Consider the following 21,281-nt stretch of genomic DNA (forward strand, 5'->3'; position numbering starts at 1 on the left):
ATCAGGCCGGAACGGACTGTGCCTTCTGGCTACGGGACCAGACGCGGTGCGCTTTCATCGCCTGCGTGAAATCCGACATCAGCGCGATCTCAGCGGAGTCGCCCTGCACAATGCCTTCTTCCTGATCGGCATCTTCCAGGCCGAACTGCGCTTTAAAGCGGCGCGCGTCGCCCACCAGACCAATCACCTTGAGGTGTTTATAGGCTTCCAGCAGGAAGTAACGGGCATCGCCGCTTAGCAGCAGGGCATCGATATTGCCATTCGGCACGATGACCGCATCAAAGGTCAGAGAAGGCAGACCGGCAAAGGTGGCATCAACCGGCAGCACTGAGCCGTCATCCGCACGCACCTGGCCCATATGCGGTGCCAGCAGTTTGGTGTGCACACCTTCCGCTTTCAGCGCCTGCAGAATCGCCAGCACATCAGCCGCTTTCACGCCATCGCTCAGCAGCAGTGCCACCTGACGACCTTTGATCTCGCCATCCGGGATGGCATAAAGGCTCAGGCTGTCATCTTTAGTCAGGCCGTTCACTGCCGCCGGCGGCTGGATATTACGCTGCTCATCGGTCAGGGCGAGTCCAAGGTTATCCGCCACGCCCTGCGCCAGCTTAGTATCGATGCGTGCCAGATGATCGACTACGCGCTCACGGATATAGGCGCGACCCACTTTACTCAGCTCAAACGAGTAGGCACCAATGATGTGCTGCTGCTCAACCTCTGTCTGGCTGTTCCAGAACAGACGCGGCTGCGCATAATATTCACCGAACGACGGGCTGCGCTCACGCACTTTATGACCTTCAACCCGCTCCTGATAGCTCTCGAAGCCGCCACCGGTTGCAGCAGGTGGGGTTTCGCGCGGCCAGTTGTCGTTGATCGAGTTCGGCTCGTAGTTTGCCGGATTGGTGTCGATATCCTGACGATGCATGCCCTGACGCTGGAAGTTATGGTATGGGCAGGTCGGACGGTTGATCGGGATCTCATGGAAGTTCGGTCCGCCCAGACGACTGATCTGCGTGTCGGTATAGGAGAAGAGACGACCCTGCAGCAGCGGATCGTTGGAGAAATCCAGACCCGGCACGATATGACCTGGGTGGAACGCCACCTGCTCGGTTTCGGCAAAGAAGTTGTCCGGATTACGGTTAAGCACCATCTTACCGACGATCTCAACCGGCACCAGCGCTTCCGGGATCAGCTTGGTGGCATCCAGAATATCGAAGTCGAATTTGAACTCATCTTCTTCCGGGATCAGCTGCAGACCCAGTTCATATTCCGGGAAGTCACCCGCTTCAATCGCTTCCCATAAATCGCGACGATGGAAATCGGGATCTCGACCGGTCAGTTTCTGCGACTCATCCCACAGCAGCGAGGCTTTACCGGCCACCGGCTTCCAGTGGAATCGGACAAAGGTCGCTTTGCCTTCGGCGTTAATCAGGCGGAAGGTGTGGATACCAAAGCCTTCCATGGTGCGATAGCTGCGCGGAATGCCGCGGTCAGACATCGCCCAGATGACGTTATGCATGGTTTCCGGCTGCAGAGAGACGTAATCCCAGAAGGTGTCATGGGCGCTCTGACCCTGCGGGATTTCGTTGTGCGGCTCTGGCTTCACGGCGTGCACAAAGTCAGGGAATTTGTGCGCATCCTGAATAAAGAACACGGGCGTGTTGTTGCCGACCAGGTCAAACACACCCTCTTCGGTGTAGAACTTGGCGGCGAAACCGCGGATATCACGCACGGTATCGGCAGAACCTGCGCCGCCCTGAACCGTGGAGAAGCGGACAAAGACGGGGGTGGTCTGCTCGGGATCGCTGAGGAACTGCGCTTTGGTCAGATTTTTCAGGGAGCGATAAGGCTGGAAATAGCCGTGTGCGGCAGAGCCTCGGGCGTGCACGATACGCTCCGGGATACGCTCATGGTCAAAGTGCGTGATCTTCTCACGCATAATAAAGTCTTCCAGCAGCGTCGGACCACGCGAACCGGCACGCAGTGAGTTCTGATCATTGGCGATGCGTGTGCCCTGGTTAGTGGTCAGAGGGCGGTCGGTGCCGTTTTTGCGGCTGGCTTCAAGCTGATCAAGTTTGGCGTTGTGTGTCTGTGGCGCTTTCAGGCTGCCCGGGGCGGTAGGCTGTTTGCCTGGCGGGGTCGGTTCGGCTGGGGGCTGATGTGAACCATCTTTCGGTGCCAGCGATCCCAGCCCCGGCTCTGATGATTCCGGGCCGGTGGTCGGCGCGCGCTCGCTCAGGGGTTTCTTCTCGGTTTCTTTCGACATTAATCCATGCTCCAGCTGTTATTTTACGTTCGGCGACACTAAATATAGAACAACCTGAACAATGCTGAGGTTAAATCCGCGATTTAAACCACCCCGCAGCGCCTTTTTTGTCGGGTTCAAAACGCGCGCTTATCTCTTCGCCCTCATTATCGCTTCGCTTATTCACGCCTTGTGCCGTCTGGCTTAGCGGCCTGTCAGTCCGCGCCCGCTATAGTGGCAACCCGCTTTGATGCCACGGCAGTTCCGCTTATTACCGGTGAGTGGGATGTACCAGAAGAGGCCCCTGACCATTAAATAAAATTAATGCCGGGAAGTGTTCATCAGAGTTGAATTGTGAAATGTTATATCATAACATTTCTGGCTGTTACATTAATCGGGGATCAAGCTTTGAAAAATCATGCAGGTAAATGGATGGGAATCGTCGGCGCGCTGTTAATGAGTCAGCAGGCGCTGGCACATGGTACGCATGCCCATGGAAAACCGTTGTCAGCGATGGAGCAGAAGGCGGCTGAAGGGGTTTTCGCTGACAGCGATGTGAAAGATCGTCCGCTTTCTGACTGGGACGGAATCTGGCAGTCGGTCTATCCGCTGTTGCAGAGCGGCGAACTGGACCCGGTCTGGCAGAAGAAAGCGCAGCAGGACAACAGTAAAACGGCAGAACAGTACAAGGCCTATTATCGCAAAGGCTACGCTACCGACGTCGATACCATTGGGATCGAAAATGGCGTGATGGAGTTCCACGTCGGCGATAAGGTCAGCGCCTGCCACTATCACTATGCAGGCCACAAAATCCTGACCTATACGTCCGGGAAGAAAGGGGTGCGCTACCTGTTCGAGTGCCAGGACGCCAGCAGTCAGGCGCCGAAATATGTGCAGTTCAGCGACCACACCATCGGGCCGCGAAAGTCCGCCCACTTCCATATCTTTATGGGTAACGAGTCTCAGCAGGCCCTGCTGGCGGAGATGGACAACTGGCCAACCTATTACCCTTACCAGATGACGAACGCACAGGTGGTGAATGAGATGCTGCACCACTGAGTGCCGGGGCGGGGCTGATGACCCGCTGGTCACAGCGGGTTTTCATTATTACCTTTCGCCGCCTTTATCCCACCCACACCGGGCGGCGTGAGGCGGGGATGCCGCGCACCACCCGCTGATATGACTCTTCAACCAGCTGCTGAATCAGGCCTGGCGAGAGACCGTCGCCGGGATACACCGTAATCCAGTGGCGCTTATTCATATGGTAACCGGCAGTGATCGAGGGATAGATCACCCGGTGCAGTTCCGCCTGCTGCGGTTCGCATTTCAGGGTAATAATCGGTACGCCCCGCAGTTCGGTCAGCAGTAAAAACACTTTTCCACACACTTTATAAACCTGATGTTCCGGCCCGAATGGATAGCCTGATTCGGCGGCGGGCAGCTGTTCAGCCGCGTCGATAGCGATGCGCTGGATCGCGTGACCCTGCATAGTCTCTCTCCCTGTCATTATTCAGTCTGTCGCTGTGGCCCGCGACTGGCTGGTCGCCAGAGGCCTGTTACACTTCTGATAAGCATTAATCAGGAGCAGTCATGAAATTAGGCTTTGCATGTAAATATCTCAATAGCGATGGCAAACAGTTCTTCCCGTTTCGCGCGACGACCCGTAAACGATTTCTGAGTTTACCGCACGCTGAACGTCATCAGCTGGTTCATGAGATCACCGTTACTAATCTCAATAATCTCTACCTGACGCTTGAGCATCTGGCCACGTTACCGCCGCCGCTGCGAATGATGCGTATCGGCAGCGATCTGTTGCCACTTTACACGGTGCCCGAAGCGACGCCGCTGTTTGCGGAATTCCTGCCTGAGCTTTATCCGCTGTTTGCCCGCTGTGGCGAGCTGGCACGGACACATGATATCCGGCTCTCCTTCCATCCGGGACAATATACCGTGCTGGCTTCCGATAATCCCGATGTGGTGGTGCGCGCACTGGAGGATGTGGAGTATCACACGCTCTGCGCCTGTCTGATGGGCTACGGTAAGACCTTCCAGGATTTTAAAATCAACATTCATATGAATGGTAAGGCGGGCTTCGACGGCTTTAAGCAGTCGTTTAATCAGCTCAGCCCGGAGGCGCGGCTGATGCTGACGGTGGAGAATGATGAGATCTCCTGCTCGCTGGATGATGTGCTGCAGGCGGCACCCCTCTGTCCGGTTGTGCTGGATATCCACCATCACTGGGTGAAAGAGAGCGAGTTTATTCAGCCGGATGACGCGCGTGTGGCCAGGGTAATCGACTCCTGGCGCGGCGTGCGACCGGTGCTGCACTATTCGATTTCTCAGGAGGGGATTATTCCGCAGGAGGGCTGGCCCGATCAGCAGCAACTGGGCGTGAGCAAAAGCAAACTGCGGGCGCACTCTGACTTCTTCTTCAATCCGACGCTGAATGGGTGGGCGCTGTCGTTTCAGGCTTTCGACATCATGTGCGAAGTGAAAATGAAAAATCTGGCGCGGGAACCGCTCTGGCAGTGGGGCGTCGCGCAGAAGCTGCTAAAGGATCCCCTGGCTGAAGGGGCCAGGGAATCGGCAGACGTTAAATAATCGCGACGCCGCCCGTAACGGCAATGGTGGCCCCGGAAATGTAGCTGGCTTCATCACTGGCCAGCATCACATAGGTGGGTGCCAGCTCAGCAGGCTGACCGGCACGCTGCAGTGGTACTTCACTGCCAAAGTTTTTCACCTGTTCAACCGGCATGGTCGATGGGATCAGCGGTGTCCAGATGGGACCAGGTGCGACCGCATTGGCACGGATGCCTTTCTCCGCCAGCAGGGCTGCCAGGCCGCCAGAGAAGTTAACGATGGCGGCTTTGGTCGCGGAATAGGCGAGCAGTTTCGGTTTCGGCTGGTCAGCATTGATCGAGGCCGTATTAATGATCGAGCCGCCTGCAGGCATATGTTTTGTGGCCGCTTTGGTGATGTAAAACATCGCGTACAGGTTAGTCTTCATTGTCCGATCAAACTCGTCGTCGCCGATCTCATCCAGCGATTCGCGCGTCATCTGATACGCCGCGTTATTCACCACAATGTTAATTTCACCAAAGGCTTCAACGGCTTTATCGACCAGCGCGTTGCAGTGTGATGCATCAATAATGTCACCGGGCACTAAAATCGCTTTCTGACCGGCGGCCTCAACCAGTCTGGCGGTATCCTGCGCATCCTCATGCTCATCAAGATAAGAGATCAGCACGTCAGCCCCTTCCCGGGCAAAAGCAATCGCCACGGCCCGGCCAATGCCGGAATCGCCGCCGGTAATAATCGCTTTTTTACCCGCCAGACGGCCTGAACCCTGATAACTCTCTTCACCATGATCGGGCTGTGGCTGCATCGCGGCGGTACTGCCGGGCCACGTCTGCTGCTGCTCTTCGAAAGGGGGTTGTGGACGCTGAGTGGATGACATGACGTCTCCTCCATAAAAAAGATGGGAAAAACCTGTCAGGGCATCGATCCCTGACAGGCGGGCAATTAAGGTTTCGGTGGCGTGACGCCATCAATCTGCTCTGACTGTGCACCGGAGCCAGGACGGGCGTTGCCCAGCAGCGGCTCATCACCCAGAATCTCGGGCTGCTGCTTCGCGCTGAACTGCCCATGACCATCGTAAGCCGGGCCACTGCTCCAGCGACCTTCCGGCAGCGGTTTATCCAGTGAGGTATTCAGGCAGTAGTAAGAGTGCTCCTGCGCCTCATGTTCCTGCGGGAAGCTGTTCGGGATTGGCAGCGATGCGTTCAGGCCACCCATCTCTTCGATCACCGCCAGCCACTGCTGCTGGTGCATGGTGTCACGGGCGATCAGGAAGGAGAGGAAATCCTTCATGCCTTTATCTTCGGTCATGTTGTAGAGGCGGGTGGCGAGTACGCGGCCGGTGGCTTCTGCGGTGACGTTAGCCAGCATATCGGCCGCCACGTTGCCAGAGGCGTAGATGTGGCTCATGTCGAACGGCATGCCGTTGGCGTTCACCGGCATTGCCGCCAGACCGGAAGAGAGAATATGGCGCGGATTCATGCCGCCCAGAATCGCATTAACGACCGGATCTTTCGCTGACGCTTCCTGGTAAGAGAGCGGTGCGCCTTCAAGGTTAAGCGCTACGGCGTAGCCCAGCATTTCGATATGGCTCAGCTCTTCGGTGGCGGTAGAGATCAGCAGATCCCGAATCCGCGCATCACCCCGCGCGCCCATCGCCTGGAAAAAGTATTGCATCGCTACACGAATCTCACCCTCGACGCCGCCGATAGCCTGCTGTAACAGCATGGCAAACTCTGGATCGGGCTTCTCTACACGAACCGGGAATTGAAGTTTTGATGAATGATGAAACATGATTATTTTCCTCGTCTGTGTTTGCAGTGGATGCAGAAAAAGCCTGGACACAGATATTGGATAAATAAAGCGAACCGAGAGCAATTAATCGCAATTTAAGGTGAAATAAGCGGCAAAAACGGTAAATAGTAGCGCTATATGTGGTCCGGCAGGGGAGGCTATGCGGGAGGTAAAAAAGAGGCGGGTGATGCAGTGCAGCAGCAATAAAAAAGCCCCTTTAAAAGGGGCCGATTCCGTAGTGGAAAAGCATCCGTGCTAATTCGCGTTCCGTCATAACAGACACAGGTTTTTAGCTTTCGCTGGTAGCTGTTGCACGCTGCAGAACATGTTCAAGAGCCTGACGGTAAACATCCTGCTTAACCACGTCGCGCTCGCTCTCCAGGTGGTGAATCAGGCCCAGCACGATGTCTTTATCGGAGACATGGGCTTTGGCTCGTGCGAGTTCAGCATGGACCGCGGCGATAACCTGTTTTTCAGTCGTCAGCGCTGTACCAGAGTTCATGAAGTAATCAGAAATCTGAGACTCTGTATTCATCGTTGTTTGCATGTCAGGCCTCATAAGAAATTGGGGAGGAATGCGTCGATTCAGAGCCGGTAACCGGCTGACGCAAAAAAAATTGCATCTGAAGGTGGAAATCCACAACACCTTCAGATGCGGTGCAAAGCACACTCGTTACAAGTGATTTAACATCACGAGACAAAGTTATACAAGAATGGCAAAGTTGTACAATAAAATTTGACAAAAGATCACTGGTCAGAGGTGTTGAGGGGCAGGCAGACAACGCAAGCGTATCGGGCTTTCAGGCTTTATCTGAGTTAATTCAGGCTGTTAAAAGATTTTTTTCGCAGGATGATAGTGTCCGCTGGTGCGTAACGCCTCTTTTTTTTAGCCGTGCGAAAACGATACAATAGCCGTTCAGCCAGATATTTCAGCAAAAAACCTGTACAGGCCGTACAGGTTTTTTGCGCAGGAAAAACGGACAACGCAACACGACTGCTGCAATCCTGTCCGCCTGACAGGTCATGCCACATAATTCACTTCCCACACCTGATGCAGAAGGCTAAGGTTGAGCCCTTATTCATCACAAGGAAATGATCATGGTTCACGACTATTTTGCGATTCCGCCTGCGGGCGTGACTCAGGAACAACATAAACGTTCAGTGGCTGTAGCAGCGGCGCTGTCAGTGGCAAAGGAGTCCGTCAGCGCTTCAACGTCAGCAACCGGCTCAAAAGCCTCCTGGGACCTGCAGGCCGTGGCGAATGAAATTGGTAATCTGGCCGATGCGATTCAGGATGCGCTGGAGAGTGATAGCCAGGCGTAAATACTAACCCGGGGACGGGGCAGGTCAGGGGATGGCAGTGTTCAGGAGCCGGTAACGTCCGGTGAGCGGACGCTGCCGGAAAGCCCTATTCCATTGCGGGTGGCTCATATTTAATATACTGGCGCAGGGCGTCATGGATTGCCTGATTGTTGCCTTCCTCCAGACCGCGTTCGGCATATTCTTTTGCCAGGGCGGCCAGCACATCGTCAAACTTCCCTTTGTAGTTGAGATTATTCAGCGCAATTTGCTGACCGAGTATCGCTTTTAATACCGTGGTCTCAACCGTTAACTGTGCAACTGCCTCTTCCAGATGTTTAATTCGATCGTCGTCTGCCATAACCCCTCCAGGCCTTAAAAAAGGCAGAATAACCAGCCCGCGTTGAATATTCAAACCTCAGCGAATGCCACAGAGTCGTTGTCAGATTTTCCTTAAGTAAAAATAATCAGCGGGTGAATTTATAAGATTAGTTACTGAAAGAAAAAAACGCTGATATTCCCGTACTGCGGCAAAAGTAACCCGTTTCTGCTTACTCTCACAGCAGTGAGAAAAAAGAGGGTTAAAAAAGTGCATTACCATCAACTCCTTTGCCTAAAAATGTTCCGTGTCACTTGATTAAATGGGGGATTAGCTATTACTGTATTTATATACAGTAATCTGAGAAAGGAGTGAAATTGTGGAATTCATTAAACCTGCGGACATTCGCGCCGTTATGCCTTTACCGCTTTATATCGAACGTGTGCCGTGTGGATTTCCCTCCCCGGCGCAGGATTATGTCGAACAACGTATCGATCTCAATGCGCTGATGGTGCAGCATCCCAGCGCTACCTATTTTGTCCGCGTCAGCGGCGAGTCGATGATTGAGGCGGGCATTAACGATGGTGACATGCTGGTGGTCGACAGCTCGCTCACCGCCTCACATGGCGATATCGTGGTGGCCGCCGTCGACGGTGAATTTACCGTTAAACGTCTTCAGCTTCATCCCTGCCTGCAACTGATGCCGATGAATACCAAATTTAAACCGATCGCTATCCAGACCGAAGATGCGCTGGAGGTGTTTGGTGTTGTGACCTTTGTTATTAAATCGACGCACTGACCATGTTCGCGCTGGTCGATGTGAACTGCTTTTATGCGTCGTGTGAAACCGTTTTCCGGCCCGATCTGAAAGGCAAACCGGTGGTGGTGCTGTCGAACAATGACGGCTGTGTGATTGCGCGCAGCGCCGAGGCAAAGAAAGCCGGCATTAAAATGGGCGCGCCCTATTTTAAAATGCGCGAAGAGCTGACGCGTCACGCGGTACAGGTCTTCAGCTCAAATTACGCGCTCTATGCCGACATGAGCCATCGGGTGATGACCATCCTCGAAGAGATGGCCCCCTCGGTAGAAATCTACTCGATCGATGAGGCGTTTATGGATCTCACCGGCGTGCAGAACTGCATGGCGCTGGAGACCTTTGGCCGTCAGGTCAAAGAACGGATCCGCAAAGAGACCCATCTGACCGTCGGCGTCGGCATTGCACAGACCAAAACGCTGGCCAAGCTGGCGAATTTTGCGGCCAAAAAGTGGAGCAAAACCGGCGGCATTGTCGATCTGTCGGACCCCGAACGACAGAAAAAGCTGCTGGCACTGATCGATGTGGCTGACGTCTGGGGCGTGGGGCACCGGATCGGCAAACGACTCAACGCCATGGGCGTTATGACGGCGAAAGATCTGGCCGATCAAAGCACCGAATCTATTCGCAAACAGTTCAGCGTGATGATGGAGCGTACCGTCAGGGAACTGCGTGGCGAATCCTGCCTGGAACTGGAGTCAGTGACACCGGATAAGCAGCAAATCATGTGTTCGCGTTCGTTTGGCAGCCGCATCTCCGATTATGACCAGATGCGCGAAGCCGTCTGTGCCTATGCGGAGCGCGCGGCAGAGAAACTGCGTCGTGAGAACCAGTATTGCCGTCAGATAGGGGTATTTTTGCGCACCAGCCCGCACGCAACTGACGAACCCTTTTATGGCAATCAGTCTATAGAGACGTTGCTGATCCCGACGCAGGACACCCGCGACATCATCAACGTAGCAATGGCGTGTCTGGATAACATCTGGATTAAGGGATATCGCTATATCAAGGCGGGCATCGTGCTGGGGGATTTTTTCAGTCAGGGCGTGGCCCAGCTTGATCTGTTTGATGAGCATCAGCCACGCCGCAACAGCCAGGAGCTGATGCAGCTGATGGATAAAATTAACAAAACCGGCAGCGGAAAGCTGTGGTTTGCCGGGCAGGGGATCAACAAGGCCTGGGCGATGAAGCGCGAGATGCTGTCACCTGCCTATACCACACGGGTAGCGGATTTGCCTGTGGTGGCGGTTAAGTAGGTGCGGGTCCGGCTCCCTCTATTGCTGACGTAGCAGCGTCTGCTAAAAGCTTTTTTTATCACGCGATTAAAGTGACAGAAAGTTATGCTTTACCTGGCCCGATGTGCAGTTTTTCATCGGGCATTTTAAAAAAATAACCAGGTAAATATAATGGATTTCAGAGAATTTGAAGCCAGAGTAATGCTCTGGCCCGCAATACATTTCACAGCAATCATTCAATCCCGCCATTACGACGACTATGAGATTTATGCGGTCGACGACAACAGCAATATCAAAACCCGACTCTTTTTATGCTTTGCTGACAATGAGAGCCACGCCAGCCTGCTTATTAAGCAGTTTATGTTATGGCTTATCAAAATAAACGCCCAGCAACGCAGGCAGCAACGGGCAGATCGCCGCAAAGAGACTGCGTTATTATCTGAATGAGTCGTGACCGGTCTGCCCTGTAACCTTTATCGGGTTGCAGGGCACAACCGGTTATTTCCCTCGATCATCGGGCGACAGAAACGGACATCCGTCAGTGTCAGGCCGCTGGCCGATCGCCGCTATCTATACTTGTTACCCGTGCCTGGGATAGAATCCGGGCTGATTCTGACAGGAACGTACCTCCCAGACCGGTAACAATGATCACGACATCGACAGCGCATAAAAACAAAGAGCGGGGACGTCCCAGAGAGTTCGATATTGAACAGGCTCTGGATCACGCCATGATCGTTTTCCGCCAAAAAGGGTATCACGCCACATCAATAAGCGATCTGGGTGAGGCGATGAACCTCTCCGCAGGCAGCATCTATAAGGCCTTTAAAGATAAGCGCTCGCTCTTTCTGCTGGTGTTTGAACGTTATCTGTTGCTCAGAAATACCGAGCTGCGCCGTCGTCTGGCACCCTGTACCAGCGGACGGGAAAAAATAACCGAGCTGTTGCAGTTCTATCTCGACTCGGCGCGTGCTATCGAAGGGCGGCGCGGCTGTCTGGTCGTCGCCAGCGCCATTGCGCTGCAGACGATGGATAAGGCGCTGGCGCAGCGTATTGATGAGGTGATTCAGCGTAATCAGCGCTTCCTGGTCTCGCTGCTGGAGCTGGGGCAACGGGATGGTTCAATCGATAACACGCTGGACAGTGAAGCGGCAGCCGGTTTAATCCTCTGCATTGCATACGGTATGCGGGTGGCAGGCAAGGTCAGCGATGTGAGCAACGAACAGCAGACGCTGGCGCTGGCATTAAAAGTACTGGGGTAATCGTTACGGGGCGGGTCAATCAATAAGCCGGCATTTCTCCGCCCGCATTTTGTCGGACAGAGAAAGTCTGCAGTGCGCTTTTCCCGGCGCTGTTTATGTGCCAGGCTTTTACGTTTTATTCTGTAGCGTAATAATTAAGGCCTGCTTCGTGAAAACCTCAATCTTACTGACACTCGTAGCCGCTATTGGCTGCTCTGTTTTTGCTGCCGAGGGGGGATTTGAAACCCGCGCAGCGAAACATCCGCTGCAACAGCAGGTGACGGAAAGCGGGGAACCGCTGACGCATTAACAGAAGTCGCTGGCAGAGAGCGTCCGCTGCTTAACGGCCAAACAGCAGGCTGATGAGAGCACGGTAGTGGCGCTCATCTTCCAGCGTAGACGCTGTTTCCAGCCGTCGAAGAAGTTTGGTGCAGATCGCTTTACGGTTTACGTTCCCGCCCGCATGCAGAATTTCCACCACCACCTGGCCCAGCGTTTCCTGCTGTGAGGGCAGGCTTGCCGCATTAAAATAACGGGCAATATCGTCTGCCGTCCGCGGCAGTCTCTGGTTCGGGTACATGGGTGATTTCCTGTCAGGTGATGGAAAAACGATCGGTTCGTGGCAAAGTTATACAAAAAAAGCGAGCCTGTATAGCTATTTCAGCGCAGAAGAGGGGGTTTTTGTGCTATCTGCATAGCGTTCAGTGATAAACAGGAAAAAGGCAAAAACTGGCGTGGTGCAGGGAAAGGCGGAAGGGCACCAGGCGAGGCCTGGCACCCTGAACCGACAGCGCCATCATTCAGCGCATTAACGATAATCTTTGAGGAAAACCGGCGCCTGTCCAGTCTCGACCAGCCAGTTTAATTCGGCGCGGTCACGCGTTGAGGCCTCGATAAAGCCTTTGAGCCAGTTGCGTGCATCAGCAATCTGTGCGACGCGCTCATCGCTGCGTTCGTTTTCAGCCATTGCACCCAGCTGGCGAATCAGTGATACCAGCGTAATCTCCTGCTCTTCAAACGCCAGATTGATTGCGGCTTCACCAAGAATCCTATGACCGATTGTTTTATCATGGTAAACCATCAGCGACCTCCTGATTGAATAACGATATGAATAGTCTAGTTAAAGGCAATCCGGACTAAAAGGTCGGAAACCGCCGATAAACGCGGTTTAAATGTTTAAAAATAAAATGAACCTTTAAGCCAAGCGATAAGTCTCTAATAAAAAACAATAAAAGCAAACGTCTGTTTTACGGGTAAAACAGTCTGAGCTATTAAGCTGGTAAAAAAGGATAGTGTTGCCTGAAATTCAGATAAGCAACAGGCAGGTGAGTCACGGTTATTGCTATGCTGCCTGCCATATTATTGCCAAAGCATGACGGATATTTCTGATTGGAATCGGCAGGTGGCAGAGAAATTCGGTCGTGCCACATGCCGTACTAAGCGCAGGCAAAAATAAAGCCGCCCGTAGGCGGCTTTATTAACTAGACGAGCGTGCCCGGTTTATTTCTTCGGTACTTCAGAGACCGCTTTAACGTCCGCTTTATTAATCTGTTGCTTCACGCCATTGGCGTCAGTGTAGGCCAGCAGGCCAGCATCTGACTCAGAAGGCTTGCCATCACTAATAATGGTGCGTCCATCGTTAGTCTGAATCGCATAACTGGTACGGGTGCAGCCGGTTAATACGGTCATACCAATCAATGCGGCGAGAGGTAAAATCAGCGCTTTTTTCATCTTATTCACCTTATATTAGTTGTCGAGTTCACTCATATTACTGATCTCATTGCGATTGATCTGCTCAGTTTTTCCTGTCTGAGCATCGCGATAAGAAACCAGGCCAGTATCTGAATCGATCTGCGGTTTACCATCAGTGACAATGGTGCGGCCATCAGTGGTCTTAATCGACTGATTCGAGGCGCAGCCTGCCAGCGTACCTAAAGAAAGAGCCAGCAAAGCAATGGCTGACAGGGATTTCATTTTCATTTTTTTCAACTCCATGAAGTATAACCAGACGTTTACAGCATAGACGGCTTTATAGAGTTTGCTGGTCCTGTCACGCTTTGCTGCCGGTTTTTTAGACAAAAAAAGGGGGGTGTAGCGATTATTCTGGGGAATGACGGCAGGGAATAGCATTTATTGCAAATGTGCACGGCTGTTTATGCCGTTTTAGCAGCGGCATTACCGGGCCGTAATAAACGTGACGCCAATGCAGGAAATAAGCACGGCAGCCGAAGCCGATATTCTTTGTTAAAGTCAGAGTCGTCCCAGGGGTAATCGTCTGCACCAGCGTTAACAGCTGATCATGTCCGCAGGCCCGATATCCTGATGACTATCGGGCCAGTGAGGAAAGGGATCAAAGAAGGGAGTCTTCGCCAGCTTTGGCTGCCGCTTTTTCCGCTTTCATAGCGCTGACCGGATCGGATGCGCTCAGCCAGCGGTCAAATTTCTGGTAGGTGTCGATAAAGGTTTTAAAGTAGCTGCTGGCAACGGTGGCATTCTCTTTGTGGTTCATAAACGCCACGGCCAGCTTAAATGCGTCTTCGTTATCAAATTTCATGTTTGTTTTCCTCGCTTAAGATCTATAGAGCGTAGCCTGAGAACGCGGCCTGTGCATTCAGACAACCGCCTGAAAACGCGCAATAATTCAGGCTGCCTGACAGCATCCACCAGATTGGCGTGGATTCCCACTTACTTCGCGCCAAATCCTTCTTATAATGCCAGCTTCACTCGTGAAGGAGACCCGCTTATGTTGAAAGGATTAACCGTTGCCGCGGTGCTGCTGCTCTCGGGCTGTAGCCTGATGCATAAACAGCCACCGTCGCCGCAGACCCTGCACTATCGCTGCGGAACCCTGCCCCTGACCGTGACGCTGGATGAGGCGAAAGAGCAGGTGAGCTTTATTATGGATGGCCAGCCCCTGACGCTGAAGCAGACGGTATCCGCTTCCGGCGCGCGCTACAGCGACAACACCTATGTGTTCTGGTCCAAAGGAAACGGCGCATTTATCGAACGTAATGATAAAATCGTCGTGAACGATTGTGAGCTGCAACCTGCCAGCTGACTCTTTATCTGAATAGGCGAGCATTATGAGCGACAGCGAAACGCTACACACCATTGCCCATCTGCGGCGCGAATATACCCGCGGCGGATTGCGTCGTAAGGATCTGCCGGATGATCCGATAGCCCTGTTTGAACAGTGGCTGAGCCAGGCGTGTGAAGCAAAACTGCCCGATCCCACGGCAATGACCGTGGCCACCGTGGATGAGCAGGGCCAGCCGTGGCAGCGCATCGTGCTGCTGAAACACTTCGATGCGCAGGGCATGGTGTTTTACACCAACCTTGGCAGCCGCAAGGCGCTGCAGCTGGCGCACAATCCGCGCATTTGCCTGCACTTCCCGTGGCACTACCTGGAGCGTCAGGTGATGGTACTGGGTGAAGTGGAGAAACTGTCGCCGCTGGAGGTGCTGAAGTATTTCCACAGCCGTCCGCGCGACAGCCAGATTGGGGCCTGGGTGTCGAAGCAGTCGAGCCGGATTTCGGCCCGTGGCATTCTGGAAGGAAAGTTCCTTGAGCTTAAGCAGAAGTTCCAGCAGGGCGACGTGCCGCTGCCCAGCTTCTGGGGTGGCTACCGGGTGAAATTTCACACCGTGGAGTTCTGGCAGGGAGGCGAACATCGTCTGCACGATCGTTTCATCTATCAGCGCGATCACGACGGCTGGAAAATCGACCGTCTGGCACCCTGAATCTGCATGATTTCCCCCTATCAGCGCTGGCACAGAAGGCGTCAGCGCTTTATGCTATAGCCCTCATTTTTTTCGATTCCGCAACTCAGCGGAAAGCTGTGTACCAGCATAGGTGCAGTCTGATCAATTTGGAGTCAGTAATGACCAGCAGTAACCTGATACAACAATTGCAGGAGAGGGGCCTTATCGCCCAGGTGACGGATGAAGACGCGTTAACAGAGAAACTGGCGCAGGGGCCAATTTCGCTCTATTGCGGCTTTGACCCCACTGCTGACAGCTTGCATTTGGGCCATCTGGTACCGCTGCTCTGCCTGAAGCGTTTTCAGGATGCCGGCCATCAGCCGGTGGCGCTGGTCGGGGGTGCAACCGGCCTGATTGGCGACCCGAGCTTTAAAGCCGCAGAGCGTAAACTTAATACCAGCGACACCGTCAACGAATGGGTTGAGAAGATCCGCCAGCAGGTGGCGCCATTCCTGGACTTCGATTGCGGCAGCAACAGCGCCATCGCCGCCAATAACTATGACTGGTTTGGCAGCATGAACGTGCTGACCTTCCTGCGGGATATCGGCAAACACTTCTCCGTTAACCAGATGATCAATAAAGAAGCGGTGAAGCAGCGCCTGAACCGTGACGATCAGGGTATCTCCTTTACCGAGTTCTCCTACAATCTGCTGCAGGGCTATGACTTTGCCTGCCTGAACGAGCGTCACGGCGTATCGCTGCAGATTGGCGGTTCCGATCAGTGGGGTAACATCACCTCTGGTATCGACCTGACCCGTCGTCTGCATCAGAACCAGGTCTTTGGCCTGACCGTTCCGCTGATCACTAAGTCTGACGGTACCAAATTCGGTAAAACTGAAGGCGGCGCAGTCTGGCTGGATGCGAAGAAAACCAGTCCGTATAAGTTCTATCAGTTCTGGATCAATACCGCGGATGCTGACGTCTATCGCTTCCTGAAGTTCTTCACTTTCCTGAGCATTGAGGAGATCAACGCGCTGGAAGAAGAGGACAAAAACAGCGGCACCGCGCCACGTGCGCAGTATGTACTGGCTGAGCAGGTAACGCGTCTGGTGCATGGCGAAGCGGGTCTGTCGGCGGCAAAACGTATTACGGCCAGCCTCTTCTCAGGCTCCGTAAGCGACATGACCGAAGCCGATTTTGAACAGCTGGCGCAGGATGGGATGCCCACTATCGTGCTGGGCGCTGACGACGATCTGCAGCAGGCGCTGGTGAAAGCAGAGCTGGTACCGTCTCGCGGTCAGGCACGCACCATGATCGGCTCCAATGCCGTTTCTCTGAATGGTGAAAAGCAGTCTGATGCGGAATACCGCTTCAGCGACAGCGACAAACTGTTTAACCGCTTTACGCTGCTGCGTCGCGGCAAGAAACATTACTGCCTGATTAACTGGCAGTAAGATTTCAGGGCCGGTTTCCGGCCCTTTTTTATGGCAAGGCAGGACAGGGCAAACAAGTGAAAAATATTTTAGCGATTCAGTCGCACGTTGTTTTTGGTCACGCCGGTAACGCGGCGGCTGAGTTTCCGATGCGCCGCTTGGGGGCAAACGTCTGGCCGCTAAATACCGTGCAGTTTTCCAACCATACGCAATATGGCCACTGGACCGGCACGGTGATGCCTGCAACGCATTTAACCGACATCGTTAAAGGTATTGCGGATATTGACCGCCTGAAGACCTGTGACGCGGTGCTGAGCGGCTATCTGGGTTCGGCAGAGCAGGGCGAGCAGATTCTGCAGATTGTTCGGCAGGTCAAAGCAGCTAATCCGAATGCCTGGTACTTCTGCGATCCGGTGATGGGTCACCCCGAGAAAGGCTGCATTGTGGCACCCGGCGTGGCGGAGTTTCACTGCAAAATGGCGATGCCGGCCAGCGACATTATCGCCCCGAATCTGCTTGAGCTGGAGATGCTGAGCGAACGCACCGTTACCGACGTCGACGCGGCAGTCGACGCGGCGCGGGCGCTGATTGCCCAGGGACCACGCGTGGTACTGGTGAAGCACCTGGCGCGCGCCGGTCGTCGCAGCGATCGCTTTGAGATGCTGCTGGTAACGGCGGAAGACGCCTGGCACATCAGCCGTCCGCTGGTCGATTTTGGTGTGCGTCAGCCAGTCGGCGTGGGCGATCTCACCAGCGGTCTGCTGCTGGTGAATCTGCTTCACGGCAAATCATTGCAGGATGCGCTGGAACACGTCACTGCGGCGGTCTATGAGGTGATGCTGAAAACCCACCAGATGGGCGAGTATGAGCTGCAGCTGGTGGCGGCCCAGGATGCCATCGCCAGTCCGACGCAGCATTTCGCGGCAGAAAAGCTGTAAAGCAAAAGGGCCGGTCAACCGGCCCTGTTCACTCAGGCTAAGCCTTCCGCTTTCAGCGCCGCCTGCACCGCAGGACGTTCGGCAACGCGATCAAACCACGCCTCCAGCGCCGTAAAGCCGGACAGATCCAGTCCCAGCGCTTTTGCCCAGCGCGTTACCACAAACAGATAGGCATCCGCCACGCTGAAATGCAGCCCCATCAGCCACTGTCTGTCGCGCAGTGACGCATCGACATAGCGGAATTTCGCTTCCAGCTGGCTGCGCGTCTGTGCTTTCACCTCATCGGAGTAACCGGGACGAAACAGCGGCCCAAAGCTTTTGTGCAGTTCGCTGCCGATGTAGCTGAGCCACTCCACGGTGTGATAACGCGTCAGGCTGCCGACCGGTGCCAGCAGATGGCGATCGGGCTTGAGATCCGCCAGGTACTGCACAATGGCAACACCTTCCGTCAGCACGGAGCCGTCGCTGAGCTGCAGCGCGGGCACCTGGCCTTTAGGGTTAATCTGGCGAAAATCATCGCCCCGTTCAGTGAGTTTTGTGGCCAGATCAACACTCACCTGCGTGAAGTCCAGTCCGCATTCGCGCATAACAATGTGGGGAGAAAGAGAGCAGGCTCCTGCTTTGCAAAACAGTTTCATGACCATGTACTCCTTGTTGCAATGGGATCACAGCATAGTAAAGGCTCAGGGTGGAATTGCCAGTGATAAGGATCAGGGATCGATGAGGGAAAGGGGCAGCAATAAAAAAAGCCGGGCAGAGCCCGGCTGATTCGTGTCACGGCAGCGATGACGCCTGCACGTTATTTTTTCGCGTCAGGATCCTGCGTCATACGGTTCAGCAACGGCGCCGTAATCAGCATCAGCAGAGCGATGACAGCGGTCACGATACCAATCTGCTGGAATACGCGGCTGTAGGTCGCCAGCGAAATCAGCGGGTCGGTCACGTTTTCAGGCACCGCCATCAGGTTGGCCACTTTACCGGCAATGACCGCCGCGCCTGCGGTGGTCAGGAACCAGGAGCCCATGATAAAGCCCATCAGACGCTGAGGCACCAACTGTGCGACCATCGCCAGACCGAGGCCGGAGATCATCAGTTCACCGATACTCTGCAGCGCATAGCTCAGGATCAGCCAGTTAACAGAAACGATACCGGCATCGCTGGCAAACTTCGCGCCCACCGGCAGCACCAGGAACGCAGCGGAGCAGAGCACCATACCAAAGGCAAACTTGTGCGGCATCGGCAGCTTATCACCCAGCTTGTTGTAGAGCGCCGCCAGCAGCGGACTGGCCAGCATGATCCAGAACGGGTTCAGCGCCTGGAACTGCTCGGGCGCAAAGGTAATGCCGAGAATCGTGTGCTCAACGTTGCGGATAGCAAAGAAGTTGAGTGACGTTGGCATCTGCATATAGAGCACGAAGAACAGAATCGCTTCGACCATCAGCAGGAAGGCCACAATCATTTTACGACGCGCTGCGCCCTGCAGCGCAAAGGCTTCTTTGGCAAACACCAGTACGATACCCAGCGCAATCACAGCCAGCACCAGGCGTGCAATGACCTGATGATGCAGCATCCAGTTCGCCAGCGCGATCAGTACTACGACGCCAACCAGCGTCATCAGCAGTTTTCCGACCTGCAGCGGTGCAAAGTCGGGCTTAGAACCGTAATCCTTGACCATGCGTTTGCAGAACAGGAAGTTAAACAGGGTGATGATCAGCCCGATAACGCACAGCGAGAAGGCAACGCTGTAACCATATTTCGCCGCTAACCACGGGGTGAGCATCATCGAAAACAGTGAACCGATGTTGATCGACATATAGAACATGGTGAAGGCACCATCAATACGTGGATCATCTTTGTCGTAGCAGGTGGAGAGCAGCGAAGAGGGGTTCGCTTTGAACAGCCCGCTGCCCACGGCGATGGTCGCCATACCGATATAGACGATGCTGACGTTATGACCGGAGAATGCTACCAGCGCATAACCCAGTGCCAGTACCAGCACGCCCAGCACAATCACACGTTTGGTGCCCAGCACTTTATCGCCGAGCCAGCCGCCAATGGCGACGAGTCCATAAACCAGCGCGCTGAATGAAGAGAACAGGGTGATGGAGTCTGATTCAGACAATCCCAGTTGCTTCACCAGGTAAACCGCCATAATGGCCTGCAGGCCATAGAAGCCAAAACGTTCCCATAACTCAATCGAGAAGATTAAGTAGAACGCCTTCGGCTGTTTAAACGCATTGAGACTGACAGCCTCATCAGTGTGTTTGTTTGCAGTTGACACATGTACCTCAGTTTTTTCATACCCTGTTTCGGGACAGCAATTAAGTCCGCGTCATGTGAGTTTTTCATGCGCGAGATTGTTATTAGAAGGGAAAAGCGGCGACTAATTTGGCTGATTACGGGCGGCAGGGCAAGAATTTTCTGACAACCGGCCTGAGCTGATAATCCAGGGTTAAAAACCTTATAACAAACTGTTGATCAGATTTTAATTTTGATGACAAAGAGCATATCAGTATAAATCAACTGAATGTAAGCGAGACGCTGGATGGATTTAACATTAACTGCTAATGGAGAGTAATTCAGATGAAACGTTTGCTGCAGATTTTATCAGCAGCATTTACAGGAGGTTTCAGGCCATTATTCAGGCAATATGACGAAAAAGTAAACGTTAACACGTCTCCTTTGGCGGCAAAGCATACAATTGCTGATCGAGAGCACAAACCCGCGATTTAATTCAGAAAGCAAAACAAGAAACCGATTGCGTTGCTGCGCAGGAAGGCTGAAAAGCCTGTCGGCAGCATAAACCGGAAAAAAGGTTCCGCTGAAGAAATGGGGCGCAGGCGCTGGTGAAGGGGTGAGGGTCTTTGTACTGAGTGGTAGCATTATGGCGCGGCGTTCAGGATGCTCGACAGGAAATTAACATTCCTGTAACCTCTCAATTTCCCCGAGAAGGATCTGTTTATGCCATCCCCCCTGCGTTTATCTCTGGCTGGTGACTACCGCGCCGATGCGGTTGCCCATCAGGCCATTCCACTTGCTATTGAACGTGCTGCCCGCTGGCTGAACATTACGGTTGAAGCTGAATGGATTGCCAGCGAAAAAATCGCTGAATCCGACCTCAGGCGCAGTGACGCGGTCTGGGTCGTGCCTGGCAGTCCCTACCATAATGATGAGGCCGTTTTTGACACCATTCGCTGGGCGCGGGAAAGCGGAAAGCCTTTCCTGGGATCGTGCGGGGGATTCCAGTATGCGGTCATCGAGTATGCGCGCAATGTACTGGGCTGGCACGATGCGAGTCATGCCGAAACCGACACCGGCGGGCGCATGGTCATAGCTCCGCTGAGCTGCTCGCTGGTGGAGCAGCGCGGCGCGGTCAGGTTCGAACCCGGTTCACGTATTGCTGCGGCCTACGGCACGCTGGACAGCGATGAAGGCTATCACTGTAACTTTGGCGTCAACCCGGAATTCAGTGCGGCGCTGGGCGATAACACCCTACGTATTACTGCCCGGGATGACGCGGGGGACGTACGCGGTGTGGAGCTGCCGGATCATCCTTTCTTTGTTGCCACCCTGTTCCAGTCAGAACGCGCTGCGCTGCAGGAGAAAGATTCTCCGCTGGTGATTGCCTGGATGCAGGCGGCACGGGCACAACGCTAAAAAGTGAGCAGCCTGTGACACTGTCACAGGT

Annotated in this window: 26 protein-coding genes; 13 read left to right on the forward strand and 13 right to left on the reverse strand. The window is 54.0% G+C overall.

From position 1 onward, the window contains the following. Nucleotide 1: 1 nt before the first annotated feature. Nucleotides 2–2,266 (reverse strand): catalase HPII, encoded by a 2,265-nt coding sequence (gene katE, locus IBT54_RS22900; protein ID WP_107319629.1) that lies wholly within the window; start codon nt 2,264–2,266, stop codon nt 2–4. Between the two features lie 387 nt (nt 2,267–2,653). Here katE and zinT point away from each other — a divergent pair, with 387 nt between their 5' ends. After that, a complete protein-coding gene (gene zinT, locus IBT54_RS22905; protein WP_370584630.1) occupies nt 2,654–3,304 on the forward strand; it encodes a metal-binding protein ZinT in 651 nt (216 codons plus the stop codon). 64 nt (nt 3,305–3,368) lie between these two features. On the opposite strand, the gene IBT54_RS22910 is transcribed toward zinT, so the two are convergent. After that, nucleotides 3,369–3,734: an MmcQ/YjbR family DNA-binding protein gene (locus IBT54_RS22910; protein ID WP_013357741.1), complete on the reverse strand. Its 366-nt coding sequence runs from the start codon at nt 3,732–3,734 to the stop codon at nt 3,369–3,371. A gap of 101 nt (nt 3,735–3,835) precedes the next feature. Here IBT54_RS22910 and IBT54_RS22915 point away from each other — a divergent pair, with 101 nt between their 5' ends. Next, a complete protein-coding gene (locus IBT54_RS22915; protein ID WP_201253147.1) occupies nt 3,836–4,846 on the forward strand; it encodes a UV damage endonuclease UvsE in 1,011 nt (336 codons plus the stop codon). Here IBT54_RS22915 and IBT54_RS22920 read toward each other — a convergent pair. The 3 genes from IBT54_RS22920 to IBT54_RS22930 all read right to left on the reverse strand — a co-directional run bounded on the left by IBT54_RS22920 (nt 4,839) and on the right by IBT54_RS22930 (nt 7,163). Beyond that, complete coding sequence (locus IBT54_RS22920) at nt 4,839–5,702, reverse strand: glucose 1-dehydrogenase (RefSeq protein WP_013357743.1); 864 nt, start codon at nt 5,700–5,702, stop codon at nt 4,839–4,841. The two genes, IBT54_RS22915 and IBT54_RS22920, sit on opposite strands and share 8 nt — an antisense overlap. Nucleotides 5,703–5,767: 65 nt before the next feature. Continuing rightward, nucleotides 5,768–6,616, reverse strand: coding sequence for a manganese catalase family protein (locus IBT54_RS22925; protein ID WP_013357744.1), 849 nt, complete (start codon nt 6,614–6,616; stop codon nt 5,768–5,770). Between the two features lie 289 nt (nt 6,617–6,905). Continuing rightward, complete coding sequence (locus IBT54_RS22930) at nt 6,906–7,163, reverse strand: biofilm development regulator YmgB/AriR family protein (protein WP_201253148.1); 258 nt, start codon at nt 7,161–7,163, stop codon at nt 6,906–6,908. Nucleotides 7,164–7,714: 551 nt separating this feature from the next. Here IBT54_RS22930 and IBT54_RS22935 point away from each other — a divergent pair. Continuing rightward, nucleotides 7,715–7,939, forward strand: a complete 225-nt coding sequence (locus IBT54_RS22935) for a hypothetical protein (protein ID WP_033732545.1) — start codon at nt 7,715–7,717, stop codon at nt 7,937–7,939. 85 nt (nt 7,940–8,024) lie between these two features. On the opposite strand, the gene IBT54_RS22940 is transcribed toward IBT54_RS22935, so the two are convergent. After that, entirely contained in the window at nt 8,025–8,276 is a 252-nt protein-coding gene (locus IBT54_RS22940) for a hypothetical protein (RefSeq protein WP_033779254.1), read from the reverse strand. A gap of 337 nt (nt 8,277–8,613) precedes the next feature. Here IBT54_RS22940 and umuD point away from each other — a divergent pair, with 337 nt between their 5' ends. From umuD to IBT54_RS22965, 5 genes are all read left to right on the forward strand, one after another. Beyond that, a complete protein-coding gene (umuD, locus tag IBT54_RS22945; RefSeq protein ID WP_013357748.1) occupies nt 8,614–9,033 on the forward strand; it encodes a translesion error-prone DNA polymerase V autoproteolytic subunit in 420 nt (139 codons plus the stop codon). 2 nt (nt 9,034–9,035) lie between these two features. Next, nucleotides 9,036–10,304: a translesion error-prone DNA polymerase V subunit UmuC gene (gene umuC / locus IBT54_RS22950; RefSeq protein ID WP_201253149.1), complete on the forward strand. Its 1,269-nt coding sequence runs from the start codon at nt 9,036–9,038 to the stop codon at nt 10,302–10,304. A gap of 150 nt (nt 10,305–10,454) precedes the next feature. Then, nucleotides 10,455–10,730: a hypothetical protein gene (locus IBT54_RS22955; RefSeq protein WP_201253150.1), complete on the forward strand. Its 276-nt coding sequence runs from the start codon at nt 10,455–10,457 to the stop codon at nt 10,728–10,730. Nucleotides 10,731–10,927: 197 nt separating this feature from the next. Then, nucleotides 10,928–11,542 carry a TetR/AcrR family transcriptional regulator gene (locus IBT54_RS22960; protein WP_201253151.1) on the forward strand — a complete coding sequence of 205 codons (615 nt, stop codon included), beginning with the start codon at nt 10,928–10,930 and terminating at the stop codon, nt 11,540–11,542. 148 nt (nt 11,543–11,690) lie between these two features. Further along, nucleotides 11,691–11,831, forward strand: coding sequence for a hypothetical protein (locus IBT54_RS22965; protein WP_230299962.1), 141 nt, complete (start codon nt 11,691–11,693; stop codon nt 11,829–11,831). A gap of 30 nt (nt 11,832–11,861) precedes the next feature. Here the strand turns inward: IBT54_RS22965 and ycgZ are convergent, their stop codons facing one another. From ycgZ to IBT54_RS22990, 5 genes are all read right to left on the reverse strand, one after another. Beyond that, nucleotides 11,862–12,101, reverse strand: a complete 240-nt coding sequence (gene ycgZ, locus IBT54_RS22970; protein ID WP_013357752.1) for a regulatory protein YcgZ — start codon at nt 12,099–12,101, stop codon at nt 11,862–11,864. A 228-nt stretch (nt 12,102–12,329) separates the two neighbouring features. Next, nucleotides 12,330–12,602 carry a hypothetical protein gene (locus IBT54_RS22975; RefSeq protein WP_201253152.1) on the reverse strand — a complete coding sequence of 91 codons (273 nt, stop codon included), beginning with the start codon at nt 12,600–12,602 and terminating at the stop codon, nt 12,330–12,332. A 419-nt stretch (nt 12,603–13,021) separates the two neighbouring features. Continuing rightward, nucleotides 13,022–13,252 carry a YgdI/YgdR family lipoprotein gene (locus IBT54_RS22980; RefSeq protein WP_010245445.1) on the reverse strand — a complete coding sequence of 77 codons (231 nt, stop codon included), beginning with the start codon at nt 13,250–13,252 and terminating at the stop codon, nt 13,022–13,024. Between the two features lie 15 nt (nt 13,253–13,267). Beyond that, nucleotides 13,268–13,501: a YgdI/YgdR family lipoprotein gene (locus tag IBT54_RS22985; RefSeq protein ID WP_010245442.1), complete on the reverse strand. Its 234-nt coding sequence runs from the start codon at nt 13,499–13,501 to the stop codon at nt 13,268–13,270. Between the two features lie 370 nt (nt 13,502–13,871). After that, nucleotides 13,872–14,075 carry a hypothetical protein gene (locus tag IBT54_RS22990; RefSeq protein ID WP_013357757.1) on the reverse strand — a complete coding sequence of 68 codons (204 nt, stop codon included), beginning with the start codon at nt 14,073–14,075 and terminating at the stop codon, nt 13,872–13,874. A 189-nt stretch (nt 14,076–14,264) separates the two neighbouring features. Here IBT54_RS22990 and IBT54_RS22995 point away from each other — a divergent pair, with 189 nt between their 5' ends. The 4 genes from IBT54_RS22995 to pdxY all read left to right on the forward strand — a co-directional run bounded on the left by IBT54_RS22995 (nt 14,265) and on the right by pdxY (nt 17,593). Continuing rightward, nucleotides 14,265–14,579, forward strand: coding sequence for an MliC family protein (locus tag IBT54_RS22995; protein WP_013357758.1), 315 nt, complete (start codon nt 14,265–14,267; stop codon nt 14,577–14,579). 25 nt (nt 14,580–14,604) lie between these two features. Continuing rightward, nucleotides 14,605–15,261, forward strand: a complete 657-nt coding sequence (gene pdxH, locus IBT54_RS23000) for a pyridoxamine 5'-phosphate oxidase (protein WP_013357759.1) — start codon at nt 14,605–14,607, stop codon at nt 15,259–15,261. 140 nt (nt 15,262–15,401) lie between these two features. Continuing rightward, nucleotides 15,402–16,676 carry a tyrosine--tRNA ligase gene (tyrS, locus tag IBT54_RS23005; RefSeq protein WP_033732557.1) on the forward strand — a complete coding sequence of 425 codons (1,275 nt, stop codon included), beginning with the start codon at nt 15,402–15,404 and terminating at the stop codon, nt 16,674–16,676. A 56-nt stretch (nt 16,677–16,732) separates the two neighbouring features. Next, nucleotides 16,733–17,593 (forward strand): pyridoxal kinase PdxY, encoded by an 861-nt coding sequence (gene pdxY, locus IBT54_RS23010; RefSeq protein ID WP_061062385.1) that lies wholly within the window; start codon nt 16,733–16,735, stop codon nt 17,591–17,593. A gap of 32 nt (nt 17,594–17,625) precedes the next feature. Here the strand turns inward: pdxY and gstA are convergent, their stop codons facing one another. Then, nucleotides 17,626–18,231, reverse strand: coding sequence for a glutathione transferase GstA (gstA, locus tag IBT54_RS23015; RefSeq protein WP_195857028.1), 606 nt, complete (start codon nt 18,229–18,231; stop codon nt 17,626–17,628). Between the two features lie 161 nt (nt 18,232–18,392). Continuing rightward, complete coding sequence (gene dtpA, locus IBT54_RS23020; protein ID WP_033782990.1) at nt 18,393–19,874, reverse strand: dipeptide/tripeptide permease DtpA; 1,482 nt, start codon at nt 19,872–19,874, stop codon at nt 18,393–18,395. 680 nt (nt 19,875–20,554) lie between these two features. Between dtpA and IBT54_RS23025 the strand changes: the two genes are divergently transcribed. Then, complete coding sequence (locus IBT54_RS23025) at nt 20,555–21,250, forward strand: CTP synthase (RefSeq protein ID WP_201253153.1); 696 nt, start codon at nt 20,555–20,557, stop codon at nt 21,248–21,250. The last annotated feature ends 31 nt before the right edge of the window (nt 21,251–21,281 follow it).

The organism is Pantoea sp. S62, from assembly GCF_016658625.1.
Taxonomy (GTDB): Bacteria; Pseudomonadota; Gammaproteobacteria; order Enterobacterales; family Enterobacteriaceae; genus Pantoea; species Pantoea vagans.